This window comes from Sphingobium sp. TKS, from assembly GCF_001563265.1.
GTDB lineage: Bacteria > Pseudomonadota > Alphaproteobacteria > Sphingomonadales > Sphingomonadaceae > Sphingobium.
This window is the reverse complement of record NZ_CP005083.1, coordinates 2,823,799-2,838,903: the sequence shown is the minus strand read 5'-3', so window position 1 is coordinate 2,838,903 and position 15,105 is coordinate 2,823,799. Positions and strand designations below refer to the sequence as shown.

At 63.6% G+C, this 15,105-nt stretch carries 16 protein-coding genes; 11 read left to right on the top strand and 5 right to left on the bottom strand.

What is annotated here, in order from left to right:
* Positions 1 to 46: 46 nt before the first annotated feature.
* The 3 genes from folE to K426_RS14095 all read left to right on the top strand — a co-directional run bounded on the left by folE (position 47) and on the right by K426_RS14095 (position 2,361).
* Complete coding sequence (folE, locus tag K426_RS14105; RefSeq protein WP_066558231.1) at positions 47 to 655, top strand: GTP cyclohydrolase I FolE; 609 nt, start codon at positions 47 to 49, stop codon at positions 653 to 655.
* Positions 652 to 1,494, top strand: a complete 843-nt coding sequence (locus K426_RS14100) for an SDR family oxidoreductase (RefSeq protein WP_066558230.1) — start codon at positions 652 to 654, stop codon at positions 1,492 to 1,494. The genes folE and K426_RS14100 overlap by 4 nt, the downstream gene beginning before the upstream one ends.
* Positions 1,495 to 1,584: 90 nt before the next feature.
* Entirely contained in the window at positions 1,585 to 2,361 is a 777-nt protein-coding gene (locus K426_RS14095) for an enoyl-CoA hydratase-related protein (protein ID WP_066561807.1), read from the top strand.
* A gap of 105 nt (positions 2,362 to 2,466) precedes the next feature.
* Here K426_RS14095 and mmsB read toward each other — a convergent pair whose 3' ends face one another.
* The 3 genes from mmsB to K426_RS14080 all read right to left on the bottom strand — a co-directional run bounded on the left by mmsB (position 2,467) and on the right by K426_RS14080 (position 5,643).
* Positions 2,467 to 3,351: a 3-hydroxyisobutyrate dehydrogenase gene (gene mmsB, locus K426_RS14090; RefSeq protein WP_066558229.1), complete on the bottom strand. Its 885-nt coding sequence runs from the start codon at positions 3,349 to 3,351 to the stop codon at positions 2,467 to 2,469.
* Positions 3,352 to 3,427: 76 nt separating this feature from the next.
* Positions 3,428 to 4,486 (bottom strand): enoyl-CoA hydratase/isomerase family protein, encoded by a 1,059-nt coding sequence (locus K426_RS14085; RefSeq protein WP_066561804.1) that lies wholly within the window; start codon positions 4,484 to 4,486, stop codon positions 3,428 to 3,430.
* A 14-nt stretch (positions 4,487 to 4,500) separates the two neighbouring features.
* Positions 4,501 to 5,643 (bottom strand): acyl-CoA dehydrogenase family protein, encoded by a 1,143-nt coding sequence (locus K426_RS14080; protein WP_082748599.1) that lies wholly within the window; start codon positions 5,641 to 5,643, stop codon positions 4,501 to 4,503.
* Between the two features lie 113 nt (positions 5,644 to 5,756).
* On the opposite strand from K426_RS14080, the gene K426_RS14075 reads away from it, so the two are divergent.
* The 4 genes from K426_RS14075 to K426_RS14060 all read left to right on the top strand — a co-directional run bounded on the left by K426_RS14075 (position 5,757) and on the right by K426_RS14060 (position 9,159).
* Complete coding sequence (locus K426_RS14075) at positions 5,757 to 6,635, top strand: LysR family transcriptional regulator (RefSeq protein WP_066558228.1); 879 nt, start codon at positions 5,757 to 5,759, stop codon at positions 6,633 to 6,635.
* 105 nt (positions 6,636 to 6,740) lie between these two features.
* The gene (locus K426_RS14070; RefSeq protein ID WP_066558225.1) at positions 6,741 to 7,370 is read left to right on the top strand and encodes a class I SAM-dependent methyltransferase; all 630 of its coding nucleotides are present in this window, start codon (positions 6,741 to 6,743) and stop codon (positions 7,368 to 7,370) included.
* A 65-nt stretch (positions 7,371 to 7,435) separates the two neighbouring features.
* Positions 7,436 to 8,368: an ABC transporter ATP-binding protein gene (locus K426_RS14065; protein WP_066558222.1), complete on the top strand. Its 933-nt coding sequence runs from the start codon at positions 7,436 to 7,438 to the stop codon at positions 8,366 to 8,368.
* The gene (locus K426_RS14060) at positions 8,365 to 9,159 is read left to right on the top strand and encodes an ABC transporter permease (RefSeq protein WP_066558219.1); all 795 of its coding nucleotides are present in this window, start codon (positions 8,365 to 8,367) and stop codon (positions 9,157 to 9,159) included. Before K426_RS14065 ends, K426_RS14060 begins: the two co-directional genes overlap by 4 nt.
* A 7-nt stretch (positions 9,160 to 9,166) precedes the next feature.
* On the opposite strand, the gene K426_RS14055 is transcribed toward K426_RS14060, so the two are convergent.
* Entirely contained in the window at positions 9,167 to 9,622 is a 456-nt protein-coding gene (locus K426_RS14055) for a universal stress protein (RefSeq protein WP_066561800.1), read from the bottom strand.
* 204 nt (positions 9,623 to 9,826) lie between these two features.
* On the opposite strand from K426_RS14055, the gene K426_RS14050 reads away from it, so the two are divergent.
* Genes K426_RS14050 through K426_RS30350 form a run of 4 tightly spaced genes read left to right on the top strand, consistent with a single transcriptional unit; the run spans position 9,827 to position 13,652 of the window.
* Entirely contained in the window at positions 9,827 to 11,113 is a 1,287-nt protein-coding gene (locus K426_RS14050) for a pyruvate dehydrogenase complex dihydrolipoamide acetyltransferase (RefSeq protein WP_066558216.1), read from the top strand.
* Entirely contained in the window at positions 11,113 to 11,520 is a 408-nt protein-coding gene (locus tag K426_RS14045; RefSeq protein ID WP_066558213.1) for an acyl-CoA thioesterase, read from the top strand. The genes K426_RS14050 and K426_RS14045 overlap by 1 nt, the downstream gene beginning before the upstream one ends.
* A gap of 28 nt (positions 11,521 to 11,548) precedes the next feature.
* Positions 11,549 to 12,943, top strand: coding sequence for a dihydrolipoyl dehydrogenase (gene lpdA / locus K426_RS14040; protein ID WP_066558208.1), 1,395 nt, complete (start codon positions 11,549 to 11,551; stop codon positions 12,941 to 12,943).
* Positions 12,921 to 13,652 carry a phosphatase PAP2 family protein gene (locus K426_RS30350; protein WP_145907513.1) on the top strand — a complete coding sequence of 244 codons (732 nt, stop codon included), beginning with the start codon at positions 12,921 to 12,923 and terminating at the stop codon, positions 13,650 to 13,652. Before lpdA ends, K426_RS30350 begins: the two co-directional genes overlap by 23 nt.
* Here K426_RS30350 and K426_RS14035 read toward each other — a convergent pair.
* A complete protein-coding gene (locus K426_RS14035; protein WP_066558206.1) occupies positions 13,533 to 15,023 on the bottom strand; it encodes a DUF2142 domain-containing protein in 1,491 nt (496 codons plus the stop codon). The genes K426_RS30350 and K426_RS14035 overlap by 120 nt on opposite strands.
* Positions 15,024 to 15,105 lie beyond the last annotated feature (82 nt).

Sequence of the window (15,105 nt, the reverse complement as noted above, 5' to 3'; positions counted from 1 at the left end):
AATCAGTCGCCATATGCCGCCAAGCAACTAAGGAGTGGTGCCGTCCATGGAATATGATCCCGATGCCGAAGCTGCGGGCGAGTCGGTCAAGATCCCGGTTCCGAAAGACGTTGCCGACGCGATCCGTACGCTGATTCGCTGGTCGGGCGACGATCCGGAGCGGGAAGGCCTGCTGGAAACGCCCGAACGCGTTGCGCGCGCGTGGAAGGAATATTGCCGCGGTTACGACGATGATCCGGCCTATCATCTCTCGCGTATCTTCCATGAGGTCGGCGGCTATGACGACGTCGTGCTGTTGAAGGACATCCCCTTCCAGTCGCATTGCGAACATCATATGGCGCCCATCGTCGGCGTCGCGCATATTGCCTATCTGCCCGGCCAATATGTCGTGGGCATATCGAAGCTGGCCCGCGTGCTGCACGCCTTCGCCCACCGCCTTCAGGTGCAGGAGCGGCTGACTTCGGAAGTCGCCAATTGCATCTGGGAAAATCTGAAGCCCGAAGGCGTGGCCGTGGTGATCGAAGCGACCCATGGCTGCATGACAGGACGGGGGGTGCGGACTCCCAATGTCGTCATGAAGACCAGCCGCATGCTCGGCGTCTTCCGCGAGGATGTGAAGAGCCGCGAAGAAGTGTTGAAGCTGATCGGCGCGTGAGCGAAGAGGAAGTCCCCGCCTATCGCCCCCTGGGGGGCACGAGGAAGCGCCCGGAGCAGGCCGGTGCGCGGCCTCTGGCGCAAAAGCGGCTTGCGCTGGTGACTGGTGGTCATCGGCGGCTGGGCGGCATCATCGCAGCCGCCTTTGCCCGGGCAGGCTATTCGCTGGCGATCCATGGCAGCCACGATACCCGGCTCGATTCCCATCTGGCGCTGACGCTGGAGGAGAATGCGACCGAATGGGACGGCTTCACCGTCGATTTCACCGATCCGGAGAGCGCGGAAGAACTGGTGGCCCTGGTTGCCGAGCGTTTCGGCCGTCCGCCCGATGTCCTTGTCAACAGCGCCGCGATCTTTGGGCAGGACCGGCTGGACAGCGTCAGCGCCGATGAATTGATGCGTCACTATGCCGTCAATTGCGCTGCGCCCACCTTGCTCACCAAGGCCTTTGCCACCATCCCGGCGGGTACGGGGGATCGGTGCATCATCAATATCCTCGACCAGCGGATCGACCATCCGCATGGCGACCAACTGGCCTATACGCTTTCGAAAATGGCGCTGGCGGGGCTGACGCGGCTGTCCGCCTCGACATTGGCGCCGCAGGTTCGGGTCAATGCCATCGCGCCCGGCCTCACCATCGCGACGCCCGATTATGATGATGGCCAGATGGAGCGGCTGGCCGAGATGATGCCGCTGGAGCGTCTGCCGCAAGCGGAGCAGATTGCCGAAGCCGTCCTGTATCTGGCCGGCGCCGACGCCGTTACCGGGCAGACGCTCTATATCGACGGAGGCGCGCATCTGCGCAGCTATGATAGGGACTTCATGCATCTGTGCCGGTAGGGGCTGCGAAGATGCGGCTTGCCGGGGCTGGTCAAGGGCCGTCGCGCTGCATAGAGCGGATCGCAAATGGTCGAATGAATGGAGACGGCAATGGCTTATGAAACGATCCTGGTGGAACAGCGCGACGCGGTGACGCTGGTCACGCTCAATCGTCCTCAGGCGCTGAACGCCTTGAACGGCCAAGTGCTCAAGGATCTGAGCGCGGCCTTCGCCGCCTATGACGCCGATCCGTCGCAACGCTGCCTGGTCCTCACCGGCAGCGAAAAGGCCTTTGCCGCCGGCGCCGACATCAAGGAAATGGTGGAAAAGGACGCGGCGGACTTCTTCCTGGAAGATTTCTTTTCCGGCTGGCAGAGCAACGTCGTCGCCACCCGCAAGCCGTGGATCGCGGCTGTCGCGGGCTTCGCGCTGGGCGGCGGGTGCGAGTTGGCGATGATGGCGGACTTCATTCTGGCCGCCGACACCGCGAAATTCGGGCAGCCTGAAATCAAGCTGGGCGTGGCGCCGGGCATGGGCGGATCGCAGCGGCTGACCCGCGCCGTCGGCAAGGCGAAGGCGATGGAAATGTGCCTGACCGGCCGCATGATGGGCGCCGAGGAAGCGGAAAGCGCTGGCCTGGTCGCGCGGATCGTCCCGGCGGCCGAGCTGCTGGACGATGCGCTCAAGACCGCTGCCGCCATTGCCGGAATGCCGCCCATGGCCGCGATGGTGAACAAGGAAATGGTCAATCTGGCGTTCGAAACCGGGCTGGCCCAGGGCATATTGACCGAACGCCGCCTGTTCCAGATCCTGACCGCGACCGAGGACAAGAAGGAAGGCATGGAAGCCTTCGTCGCCAAGCGTCCGGGAGTCTGGAAGGGGCGCTGAGATTAGGGGCGATCTACCTCAATTTGTAGGGGAAAGGTCGCCCGAAAAGAAAACCGTCATGCTGAAACAAGTTCAGCATGACGGTGGGGGAAGAGCGGAAAACCCTTACTTCCCCTCCAGCATCTCGATCATCAGCGAAAAGTCGCGTGCCGCTTCGCCTTGATTGGCGAGCAATTGATAAAGCGACTCCGCCGTATTGCCCATCGGCACGCTCGCGCCGACCGAAGCGGCAGCTTCGCTCGCCAGTTTCAGGTCTTTCAGCATCAGTCCCACGGCGAACCCGCCCTGATAGCCATTGTCCGAAGGGCTTTGCGGCCCGACGCCCGGCACCGGGCAATAGCTGGTCATCGACCAGCTCTGCCCTGACGATACGCTGGAAATATCGTAGAAGGTCTGCGGATCGAGGCCGAGCTTCTTCGCCATGGCGAAGGTCTCGCAGGTCGCCACCATGGTCGCGCCCAGCAGCATGTTGTTGCAGATCTTGGCGGCCTGCCCATTACCCGCGCCGCCGGCATGGATCACCGCCTTGCCCATGGCGGACAATATCGGCTTGGCCCGGCCGAAAGCCGGGTCCGTGCCGCCGACCATGAAGGTCAGCGTTCCGCCATTGGCGGCGGCGATGCCGCCTGAAACCGGCGCGTCGACCATCTCGAAGCCCTTGGCGGCGGCAGCCTCCTCAACACGGCGCGCCGTGGCGACATCGATGGTCGAGCAATCGAGGAACAGCGCATCCGCCTTGGCCGCAGCGAAGACCTCGCCCGAATAGACGCTCTCCACATGCTTGCCCGCGGGCAGCATGGTGACGACGGCATCGGCGCCCGCCACCGCTTCGGCCACATTTGCGCAGCGCGCGGCGCCTGCCTCGACGGCCTTGGCCAGAGCCTCTTCCGACAGGTCGAACGCCCGCACGGCAAAGCTGTTCTTCAGCAGGTTGGCGGCCATCCCGCCGCCCATATTGCCCAGGCCGATAAAGGCGATGGTCTGGCTCATTTCAGGCACTCCTCTAGAGCGATTTCAAGTCATATGGACCATCTGACGGCTCGGAAATCGCGGAAAACAAGCATCTTCAACCGCGCAATTCGGGCAGCGGCGTCCATTCCTTTTCGGGCGGCAGGGGCGCGAACAGGCTGTCCACCAGTTCGTCCGTCACATCCTCCGGCCGCGCCGGATTCCATCGTGGCGCATTGTCCTTGTCGAAGATCACCGCGCGCACGCCTTCGATGAAATCGGGGCGGCGGATGACATGATGGCCGATGCGATATTCGTTGCGCATATTGTCGGCAAAGTCGGTAGAGGCCGCGCCCTCCACCATTTGGCGCAGCGCCACCTTGATGGTCTGCGGCGATTTGGTGGCGAGGGTGGCAAGCTGCTCCCGCGCCCAGTCCGATCCGTCCGCCTCCAGCGCCGCCAATATCTCCTCAAACCGATCCGAGGCGAACAGGCGGTCGATCTGGTCCCGATGCGCTGCCACGGCAGAGGGGGGCGGTGCATCGGCCATTTCGTCCAATATCTCAGCCAGACCGTCCGGATCGGCAATGATCCGCGCCTTCACCGCCTCCAGCTTGTCAGAGGCCATATAATGGGTGGCGATGCCGATGGCGGCGCAATCCGCGCCCTTGATTCGCGCGCCTGTCGTCGCCAGCCACGCCCCGGTCCGCCCCGGCATGCGCGGCAGGAACCAGCCGCCGCCGACATCGGGAAACAGGCCGATGCCCGTTTCCGGCATGGCATAAGTGGTTCGCTCGGTCGCCACGCGGTAGCGCGCCGGGTCGGAAATGCCGACGCCCCCGCCCATGACGATGCCGTCGATGAAGGCGACGACCGGCTTTTCATAGACGAACAGCAGATGGTTCATCCGATATTCGATGAAGAAGAACTGCTCGGCTTCCGAACAATCCCCCTTGGCGCTGTTGGCGATCATGGCGATGTCGCCGCCCGCGCAGAAGCCGCGTCCCTCCGCATGATCCAGCATGATCGCCACAACGGCGTCATCCGTCCGCCACGCCAGCAACGCATCAATGATGGCGCTGCACATTTCGGTGGTCAGCGCATGGATCGCCTTGGGCCGGTTGAGCCGGATGCGCCCCACGCCATTGTCTATGGAAATCAGAACCTGATCAGTCATATCGCCTCCCGCGCTCATTGCCGCAGCATGTCGCGGGCGATGATCATGCGCATCACCTGATTGGTGCCTTCCAGGATCGAATGCACGCGCAAATCGCGCCAGAAGCGTTCGATCGGATAGTCCATCAGATAGCCGTAGCCGCCATGCAGTTGCAGCGCCCGGTCGACCACGGAGGAGCCGGTGTCGGTCGCCAGCCGCTTGGCCATGGCGGCGAAGCGCGTTTTGTCGGGCGCATTCTCCGTCACCTTGACCGCCGCCGCATAGAGCAGCGTGCGCGCCGCCTGCAATTCCGTCTCCATGTCCGCCAGCATGAACTGCGTGTTCTGGAAATCAGCGATGCTCTGGTCGAACTGCTTGCGATCCTTGGTGTAGGTCAGCGCCTCATCGATGCAACGCTGCGCCCCGCCTAGCGAACAGGCGCCGATATTGAGCCGCCCACCATCCAGCCCCATCATCGCGATGCGAAAGCCTTCGCCCTCGCCACCGACCAGATTTTCGACAGGCACCCGGACGCCGTCGAAATTGACCTGCGCCGTCGGCTGCGAATGCCAGCCGAGCTTGCGTTCCTGCGCGCCGAAGCTGACGCCCGCCATGTCCTTCTCGATGACAAGGCAACTAATGCCCTTCGGCCCTTCATCGCCGGTGCGGACCATGACGACGTAGATTTCATTCTCGCCGCCGCCGGAGATGAACTGCTTGGAGCCGGTGACGACATAATGGTCGCCGTCCCGGACCGCCCGCGTCTTGAGCGCAGCCGCATCCGATCCCGATCCCGCTTCGGTCAGGCAATAGCTGCCGATCCGCTCCATCGGCACCATGGATGGCAGATATTTGTCCTTCACCGCCTGGCTGCCGAAACGATCGATCATCCAGGCGGACATATTATGGATGGAGATGAAGGCGCTGGTCGATGGACAGCCATAGGCCATCGCCTCCATGATCAGCGCCGCCTCCAGCCGCCCAAGGCCGATGCCGCCCGCTTCCTCCGACACATAGATGCCGCCGAAGCCCAACTCCGCCGCCGCGCGGATGGTGTCGCGGGGGAAGATATGCTTTTCGTCCCACTCCGCCGCATAGGGCGTGATCGCATCGGCGGTGAACCGGCGCGCCATCTCCTGAATGGCCAACTGGTCCTCGGTGAGATCGAACTGGCTCACAAGCTCTCCTGCGACGTGCACTTTAAACTCTCCTCTAGATATAATGCGGAATTGCACGCAACAACGCAGTTCTGCATAGCATTGCAGCGATTTTGCAGTTTGGTGGGCAACGAATGTTCGATTGGGACGATCTCAGGGTCTTTCTGGCGGTGGCGCGCACGCGCAAGATCGCTCCGGCGGCGCGCGCGCTGGGCATCGATGCGACGACTATCGCCCGGCGGCTCGCCCGGCTGGAACGGACGCTGGGCCCCGAGCTGTTTGAGGTGGGGGCAGGGGAACGGACGCTGACCGCCCATGGCCAGGCGCTGCTCAGCCATGCCGAAAGCATCGAGAGTGCGGCTCTCGCGGCGATGGAGGAGGCGACCGGTCGGGAACATCATCTGAGCGGCCAGGTGCGGCTGTCGGTGGCCGAGGGCTTCGGGACCTGGGTGCTGGCGCCGGGCCTCTCCGATTTCAGCCGCCGCCATCCCGGCATCCGGCTGGACCTCATCACTGCCTCGGGCTTCCTCAACCCCTCGAAGCGGGAAGCCGACATGGCGGTCATGCTGGCGCGGCCGCAGCGGGGGCGGCTTTCGGTCCGGCGCATGGGCGACTATCGGTTGCACCTTTATGCGTCCCCCGCCTATCTGGAGGAGGCCGGCACCCCCCGCAGCACCGCCGAGCTGCGCGACCATGTGCTGGTGGGCTATGTGCCCGAATTCATCTTTTCGCCCGAACTCGACTATCTGGACGAGGTGGAGGCGGGGCTGGAAGCCAGCCTGCGCGCCACCAGCATCAATATGCAGCATCGCATGATCGCGGAAGGGGCGGGGATCGGCGTGCTGCCGGATTTCATCGCGGCAGGCGACACCACGCTGGTGCCGGTTATGGCCGATCAGGTGGAGATCATGCGCAGTTTCTGGCTCGTCACCCATGGCGACCTCAAGAAATTGCCCCGGATCGCGGCGGTCGCGCTGTGGTTGCAGGAACGTATCGAAACCTTGAAAGCGTGAGCGCCTTGCGCCAAATGGCCGAAAAGCGTTCCTAAAACCAATCGACGCCGCTTGTCCGGCCCGCTAAGGGAGTCTTCATGACACGCAAATGGTCGCATTTCGCTCATGCAGCATAAATCAAAGTGCAGCCGGGCGGTCGCCCTGCCTAATGGCGAGTTTCGCGCCCGGGCGACCGAATATCTGGATTTCCTGGCCGCCTGGGTGAAAAAGCCGCGCCAGACGGCTTCGGTCGTACCCAGCAGCCGCTATCTCGCCCGGCTGATGGTCGAGCATATCAATCCTGAAGATGGCCGCGTGATCGAACTGGGCGGCGGCACGGGTGTCTTCACCCGCGCTATCCTGGGCACCGGCCTGCCGTCCGATAAGCTGGAGGTGGTGGAGATCAACCCTGCCTTCGCGCGCGGATTGCGGCGTCATTTCCCCCATGTCTCGGTGCTCGAAACCCCCGCGCAGATCGTCTCCAGGGCGGCGGCGGGCGAGGAGGGGGAATATCAGGCGGTCATCAGCGGCCTGCCGCTGCTGGCCATGGACCGCCAGATGCATGCCGACATCCTGTCCGAAAGCTTCCGCATGCTTCGGCCAGGCGGGGTCTTCATTCAGTTCACCTATTCCCTGCGCCCGCCGGTCAGCCGGGAAATTCTGGATGCGCTGGCGCTGGATGTCGTCCGCGCCGGGCAGACCGTCCGCAACTTCCCGCCTGCCACGGTTTTCCGCTTTTTCCGCAAGAGCGAATAGCGCCGGTTGCGCTGCGCGGGCGGCACCCTATCTTTGCGCCTCAGCACAAGGGGGCACTGCCGCGCATGGCGTCCATCATTTCCGTTTCCGGCCTGACCAAAAGCTATGCTTCGGGTTTTCAGGCGCTCAAGGGCGTCGACCTGAAGATTGAGGAGGGCGAGATATTCGCGCTGCTCGGCCCGAACGGCGCTGGCAAGACCACCATGATCTCCATCATCTGCGGCAATGTCCGTCCCACGAGCGGCAGCGTCACCGTGGCCGGACATGACGTCATCCGCGATTATCGCGGGTCGCGATCGGCCATCGGGCTGGTGCCGCAGGAGCTTCATACCGACGCTTTCGAGCGGGTGATCGACACCGTCACCTTCTCCCGCGGCCTGTTCGGCAAGCCGCGCAACGACGCCTATATCGAGAAGATTCTGCGCGACCTGTCGCTGTGGGACAAACGCCACAGCAAGATACTGGAACTATCCGGCGGCATGAAGCGCCGCGTGATGATCGCCAAGGCGCTCTCCCACGAACCACGCGTTCTGTTCCTTGACGAGCCGACCGCGGGCGTCGATGTCGAACTGCGCCGCGACATGTGGAAGCTGATAGGGGAACTGCGCCAGACCGGCGTCACCATCATCCTTACCACCCATTATATCGAGGAAGCGGAGGAGATGGCCGACAGGGTCGGCGTCATCAACAAGGGCGAACTGGTGCTGGTCGAGGAAAAGACCGCGCTCATGAAGAAACTGGGCAAGAAGACGCTGACCATCGTGCTGGCCGAGCCGCTTGCCGAGGTTCCACCGGAGCTTGCCCAATGGCAGGTCGCGTTGAAGGCGGACGGTCATGAGATCGAATATGTGTTCGATACCCAGGCGGAGCGGACCGGCGTGTCGTCGCTGCTGCGCAAGCTGGGCGATCTCGGCATAGTCTATAAGGATCTCAATACCGAGCAGAGCAGCCTGGAGGACATCTTCGTTAGCCTGGTCCACCAGGAGAAGGTGGCATGAGCGGCTTCAATCCCCAGAGCGTAAGCCGTTTCAACCACCGCGCGATCTGGTCGATCTACAGCTTCGAACTGCATCGCTTCCGCCGCACGCTGCTGACCGGGCTGCTGGTGCCGGTGATCACCACCTCGCTCTATTTCGTGGTGTTCGGCGGCGCGATCGGCTCCCGCATGACGCAGATCGACGGGATTCCCTATGCGGCCTTCATCGTGCCGGGCCTCATCATGATGTCGATGTTCACCGAAAGCATCTTCAACGCCAGCTTCGGCATCTATATGCCGAAATTCACCGGCACCATCTATGAATTGCTGTCGGCCCCCGTTTCGGCAGTCGAAACGATCATCGCCTATGTCGGGGCGGCGGCGACCAAGTCGCTGATCGTCGGCACGATCATCTTCGTGACCGCGCATCTGTTCGTCGACATCCATGTCGCCCATCCGCTGGCGATGATGGCCTTCATGATGCTGATCGCTATCAGCTTCTGCCTGTTCGGTTTCATCCTGGGCATCTGGGCGCAGAGTTTCGAGCAGTTGCAGGTGATCCCGCTGCTGATCATCATGCCGATGACATTTTTGGGCGGCGCCTTCTATTCGATCCACATGCTGGCGGAGCCGTGGCGGACGATCACTTTGTTCAACCCGATCGTCTATCTGATCTCCGGCTTCCGCTGGACCTTTTTCGGGCGGGGCGATGTGGGGATAGAGTTCAGCCTGCTGTTCATCGCGGGGATGCTGGCGCTTTGCCTTGGCGTCATCGGCTGGATGTTCCGGACGGGCTACCGCCTCAAAAAATAGGCGCGTGCTAACTCAACCGGTCGATGGCTTCGGCGTCCAGGCCGCCGGGTATGACCATGATCGGGCAGGGCAGCTTGCCTGCGTCGGCGCCCGCGAAGTGGGAGACGAGAACGCCCGGATGACCGCTGGCGGCGGCGCCCAACACCAGCGCCGCGACATCGTCCATCTCCTCCAGCGTATGGCGCACGATCGTCACCGGATCGCCCTGGCGCACGGTGATGCTGGGGCGGATGCCGGACTCGTCGGTCAGCGTACCCGCCGCGCTCGTCACCAGCGCTTCGGCGCGTTGCAGGGCTTCATCCTCCATCGTCGCCTGCACGCCGCCCCATTGGACGAATTCGGCAGGCGGGATGAGGGCCAGGATGCGGACGGCGCCCGCCGTCTTGGCGGCGCGTCGGGCAGCGAAGCGGAGCGCGGTTTCCGCCTCGGGCGATTCGTCCACGACAACCAGATATGTCCGCATCTGTTGCGTCCTCATAGGGTAACGACCGTTTGGTCTTCATCGTCACGGGTTTGTGCTGAACCCATATGGTTAGCCATGAACCAGACTGGTGAAATGTGGCTGATTATCGGCCTGCACGCAAGGCTTGGCCTTGACCGTTCCGGCCAAAGCGCCGAAACGAACCTCATTGCCCCATGCCCGATAAAAATGAGAGGCCGTCCACCCATGAGCAAAACGATCCAGATGCCTGCCCTTTCCCCGACCATGGAAGAAGGGACGCTGGCGAAGTGGCTGGTGAAGGAGGGCGATACGGTTTCGTCCGGCGATCTGCTGGCCGAGATCGAGACCGACAAGGCGACGATGGAATTCGAAGCCGTCGATGAAGGCATCGTGGCGAAGATCCTGGTGGCCGAAGGGTCCGAAGGCGTGAAGGTCGGCACCGTGATCGCCATCATTGCCGAGGAAGGCGAGGATGTGTCGCAAGCCGCGAAGGGCGATGCCGCTCCCAAGGCGACGGCTGCGCCCAAGGCCGATCCCGTCCCCGCCAAGGCGGAGGCCGCCGCGCCTGCCCCTGCGGTCAAGGCCGATCCCGCGCCTGCCCAGGCCGTCGACAGCCGCGTGAAGGCCAGTCCGCTCGCCCGCCGTCTGGCGGAGGCGAAGGGTCTCGATCTCTCCGCTCTGGCGGGTTCCGGTCCCAATGGCCGTATCGTGAAGGCCGATCTTGAGGGCGCTGCGCCCTCTGCAAAGGCTGCTGTTCCGGCTCCCGCCACCGCGTCGGCCGTTGCCCCGGTGGTCGCCCCGGCAGCCGCGCAGGATTTCGGCATCCCGCACGAGGTCATCAAGCTCAGCGGCATGCGCAAGACGATTGCACGCCGCCTGACCGAATCCAAGCAGCAGGTGCCGCACATCTACCTGACCGTGGACGTTCAGCTCGACAAGCTGCTGAGGCTCCGTGGCGAACTCAACGCGGGTCTGGCATCGCGGGCCGTCAAGCTGTCGGTCAACGATCTGCTGATCAAGGCGTTGGGCGTCGCGCTGATCCAGGTGCCGGAGTGCAATGTGCAGTTCGCCGGCGACCAGATGCTGCAGTTCCAGCGCGCCGACATTTCGGTGGCCGTGTCGATCCCCGGCGGGCTGATCACGCCGATCATCACCGGCGCCGACAGCAAGGGCGTCGCCGCGATTTCGACCGCGATGAAGGATCTCGCCAGCCGCGCCAAGGACGGCAAGCTGAAGCCGGAGGAATATCAGGGCGGCACCGCGTCGCTTTCCAACATGGGCATGTTCGGCATCAAGCAGTTCGAAGCCGTCATCAACCCGCCGCAGGGCATGATCCTGGCCATCGGCGCGGGCGAGAAGCGGCCCTTCGTTATCGATGACTCCCTCCAGATCGCGACCGTCATGTCGGCCACCGGCAGCTTCGACCACCGCGCCATCGACGGCGCCGACGGAGCCCGCCTGATGCAGGTCTTCAAGGAGCTGGTCGAAAACCCGATCGGCATGCTGGCCTGATGGCTGGACAGGACGAGCAGCCGCCGGCGGACAGCCCGGCGGTGCGCGTCATCGCCATGCCTTCCGACACCAATCCCTATGGGGATATTTTCGGTGGCTGGCTGATGAGCCTGATGGACTCGGCGGCGGGTTCCGTCGCCGCCCGGCATAGCCATGGGCGCGCCGTGACGATCGCGGTGGAAGGCATGTCCTTCCTTCGTCCCGTCGTCGTGGGCGATGAAGTGTCGGTCTTCGCCAAGCTGGTTTCCGTCGGGCGGACGTCGATGAGCATTGCCGTCGAGGCCTGGCGGCGCGCGCGCCATGATGACCGGTCCTACCGCGTGACCAAGGCGACCTTCACCTTCGTGGCGATCGGAGAGGATCGCCAGCCCCGTTCCGTGCCGCCCTTCACCCCTCCGGCGGCGTGACATATTTCAAAGAAAAGCGAGTTTGATCATGGCTGAGAATTACGATGTCATCGTTCTGGGCTCCGGCCCCGGCGGCTATGTGGCCGCGATCCGCGCAGCCCAATTGGGTCTGAAGACCGCCATCGTTGAGCGCGAGAATCTGGGCGGTATCTGTCTGAACTGGGGCTGCATCCCGACCAAAGCGCTGCTGCGCTCGGCGGAAATCTTCCATTATATGCAGCATGCCAAGGATTATGGCCTGGCCGCCGAGAAGATCAGCGCCGATATCGAGGCGGTGGTGAAGCGTTCGCGCGGCGTGGCGAAGCAACTCAATCAGGGCGTCACGCATCTGATGAAGAAGAACAAGATCACCGTCCATATGGGTGACGGCAAGCTGGTCGCGAAAGGCAAGCTCAGCGTCACCAAGGACGGCAAGACCGAGGAACTGACGGCGAAGAACATCATCGTCGCCACCGGCGCCCGCGCCCGCGACCTGCCCTTCGCCCCGGCGGATGGCAAGCGGGTGTGGACCTATCGCCATGCCATGACCCCGCCGGAAATGCCTACCAAGCTGCTGGTCATCGGTTCGGGCGCGATCGGGATCGAGTTCGCCAGCTTCTATAATGATATGGGCGCGGATGTGACCGTGGTGGAGATGCTGGACCGCGCCGTGCCGGTCGAGGATGCCGATGTTTCCGCCTTCCTTGAAAAGGCGCTCAAGAAGCAGGGCATGACCATCATGACCGGCGCTGGCGTCGAGAAGCTGGAAGTCGGCGCGAACGGCGTCAAGGCCGCGATCAAGGGCAAGGACGGCAAGATCGTCAATGGCGAGTACAGCCATGTCATCGTCGCCATCGGCATCGTCCCCAATACCGAGAATATCGGACTGGAGACGCTGGGCGTGAAGACCGAGCGCGGCCATATCATCACCGATCCCGCCTGCAAGACCAATGTCGACGGCATCTGGGCCATTGGCGATGTCACCGCGCCGCCATGGCTGGCGCACAAGGCGAGCCATGAGGGCGTGATCGCGGCCGAGGCGATTGCGGGCAAGCATCCCCACGCCATGGACGTGCGCAACATTCCGGGCTGCACCTATTGCCATCCGCAGATCGCGTCTGTGGGCCTGACCGAAGCCAAGGCCAAGGAAGCGGGCTATGAGGTGAAGGTCGGCATGTTCCCCTTCATCGGCAACGGCAAGGCGATCGCGTTGGGCGAGGCCGAGGGCTTCACCAAGACAGTGTTCGACGCAAAGACCGGCGAATTGCTGGGCGCGCATATGGTTGGCGCGGAAGTGACAGAGATGATTCAGGGTTTCACCGTCGGCAAGACGCTGGAGACGACCGAGGCGGAATTGATGCATACCGTCTTCCCGCATCCGACCATCTCGGAATCCATGCATGAAAGCGTGCTGGCCGCTTATGGGCGCGCGCTCCATATCTGATCGGCATTTGGGCGTCGTAAAAGGCGCGGGAGCTTTGGCTCTCGCGCTTTTTTGCGTTTTGGCGATTGCGCTGGTTCAGCGCCAGGGGATGTTGGACGGCCTGAATGTCACGCTGATGGGAATGGCGGGGCGGGCGCGGGACAGCGGCGCGGGCGCTCCCGTCACCGGGACCATGCAATTGGCGTCGGCAGTGGGCGGCACGGCGGGACGCTTTGCGCTATTGGGTGTGTGTTTCGTCGGTCTATGGGGCGATGCGCGGGGGCGCGCCTTCTGGCTGCTGTGGGTGGTCATCGGCGGGACGCTGCTCAATCTAGCGCTCAAGCAGGTCTTTGCGGCACCACGGCCCGATCTGCTGCGGCATCTCGACATCGTGCACGGCTATAGTTTCCCGAGCGGCCATGCGGCAGGAAACATGATCTTCTTCGGCGCGCTGGCGATGCTGGCCGGGCGGCGCTCCGCCTATGTCGGGGCGGCGCTGGCGGTTGCGCTGATCGGGACCAGCCGTGTCTGGCTGGGCGTGCATTGGCCGAGCGACGTGCTGGCCGGATGGATCGAGGGGTTGGGCTGGCTGGCGTTCTGCGTCGTCTGGCTACCAGCGCGGCGAGGGCAGGGTGAGGGCGCGGGTCAGGCTATGATGCGGCGGCATGCCGTCGGCGGTGAAGAAGCCATGGACCCAGAAGCTGTCGAACACGGTCGCGGCGGCGATTGACAGCAACAGCAGCGCCGATCCGGCGAACAGGGCGCGAGCGCCCCGGATTGGCTCCGCAGGCATGAAGGCCATCAAAGCCAGCGGCAGCAGGGGCAGGAAATAGCGGCCCTGCGTTCCCTGAATATAGTCGGCGTCGAGCGGGGTGCCGGTCAGATACATGGCGGTTTCGATCAGCAGCGCGACGCCCGCAACGATGACGAGCCACCAGAGCCTTTGACCAAACGAAAAGCGCATGCCCGATCCGCTGAGGATCGCCGCGCAGAGCATCGCCAGCGCCAGCGGATAGGCCAGCAACGGCAGCAGGATCGCGTTCCAGCCGAAACGGCCCACGATCTGGAGCGCATAGACAGGCGCGCGCTCGGTCATGCTGGTCGCGAGGATATGGAGATAGGCGAGGGGATCGCGAAGGATCACGGCCAATTGCTGGTCAAGCGGTGCGGTCATGACCGTCTCGCCAGTCTTGCGGGAGACGATATGATAGAGCGCCTGACTGCCCCCGGAAAACTTCATCCAGAGAAGAAAAGCCAGCGCGCCGACCGCCATCGCGGCAAGAATCGCCCAGGCGCGCAGATCGCGACGGCTTTCGGGCCAGCGCAATCCGGCGGCCATCAGCGGCAGATAGACGCCCTTTGCCAACGCCAGCAGCGGCGCCGTCAGATAGAGCGCGAGGCCGCGCTTGCCGGTCCATCCCATGAAGCCGACCCGCAGCGCCAGAGCGAGGCCGAGAAAGCCTGTTCCATTAATGACCGCATCGGGCGAGAGCGAACCATTTTGATAACAGAAAGTCGGCAGCAGCGCCGTGGCTAGCATGGCGTTGCGGCCGAAGGGAAGGACGCTGAGCGCCGCGCCGAGCATAGCCAGCGCGAAAATGGCATTGACCATCCGGCCGCCATAGAAGGCGCCGAGGCGTGGCAGGCCCAGCAGCCGGTCGCCAATCGCCAGGCCGGTCGCGCCGGGCAGGTAAAGCGTGGGCGCATAGTTCGCCACATTGGGAAAATCGGCAAAGCGGCGCCCGTCAGGCTGAGAAGCGCCGGCGTGCCAAGCCTCGTTCAGCATATCGCGATCGAACAGGCGGGGATTGGGCGAGACGCGGGTCGGAAAATGAACGTCGTGCAGGTCGATGGCGGCTCGGGGCAGCTCCGCCCCGATCATCGCGCCGCGTTGTTCGGTCAGGATGCCGCCCTCGGAAAGCAGCAGGGCTTTCATATAATGCTGATTTTCGTCGGGTGCCTGAAACGGCGGCGTGACGCAGGCGAAGAACAGGGTGGCGATGCAGATCAAGGCGTAGAGCCGCATTTCGAGGGCCGTCCACGGCATGTCGGCCGCGATCGGACGACCCGCCTGCATGAATGCCCGCCTTTCCTGCCGCATCGATAAACCTGCCCCGCCCTGCCGCGCCTTCGGGAAGTCGAGCTAGCGCCAAGCTCTTAATATTTCGCGCCCATCGGTTAAG

Bases quoted from the DNA above. Each gene is read 5' to 3' on its own strand.
- K426_RS14070 (WP_066558225.1), top strand. From the start codon at position 6,741: ATGCAGCATAAATCAAAGTGCAGCCGGGCGGTCGCCCTGCCTAATGGC.
- K426_RS14095 (WP_066561807.1), top strand. From the start codon at position 1,585: ATGGCTTATGAAACGATCCTGGTGGAACAGCGCGACGCGGTGACGCTG.
- K426_RS14050 (WP_066558216.1), top strand. From the start codon at position 9,827: ATGAGCAAAACGATCCAGATGCCTGCCCTTTCCCCGACCATGGAAGAA.
- K426_RS30350 (WP_145907513.1), top strand. From the start codon at position 12,921: ATGGGCGCGCGCTCCATATCTGATCGGCATTTGGGCGTCGTAAAAGGC.
- folE (WP_066558231.1), top strand. From the start codon at position 47: ATGGAATATGATCCCGATGCCGAAGCTGCGGGCGAGTCGGTCAAGATC.
- K426_RS14035 (WP_066558206.1), bottom strand. From the start codon at position 15,023: ATGCGGCAGGAAAGGCGGGCATTCATGCAGGCGGGTCGTCCGATCGCG.
- K426_RS14055 (WP_066561800.1), bottom strand. From the start codon at position 9,622: ATGCGGACATATCTGGTTGTCGTGGACGAATCGCCCGAGGCGGAAACC.
- K426_RS14075 (WP_066558228.1), top strand. From the start codon at position 5,757: ATGTTCGATTGGGACGATCTCAGGGTCTTTCTGGCGGTGGCGCGCACG.
- K426_RS14045 (WP_066558213.1), top strand. From the start codon at position 11,113: ATGGCTGGACAGGACGAGCAGCCGCCGGCGGACAGCCCGGCGGTGCGC.
- K426_RS14085 (WP_066561804.1), bottom strand. From the start codon at position 4,486: ATGACTGATCAGGTTCTGATTTCCATAGACAATGGCGTGGGGCGCATC.
- K426_RS14065 (WP_066558222.1), top strand. From the start codon at position 7,436: ATGGCGTCCATCATTTCCGTTTCCGGCCTGACCAAAAGCTATGCTTCG.
- mmsB (WP_066558229.1), bottom strand. From the start codon at position 3,351: ATGAGCCAGACCATCGCCTTTATCGGCCTGGGCAATATGGGCGGCGGG.
- K426_RS14060 (WP_066558219.1), top strand. From the start codon at position 8,365: ATGAGCGGCTTCAATCCCCAGAGCGTAAGCCGTTTCAACCACCGCGCG.
- lpdA (WP_066558208.1), top strand. From the start codon at position 11,549: ATGGCTGAGAATTACGATGTCATCGTTCTGGGCTCCGGCCCCGGCGGC.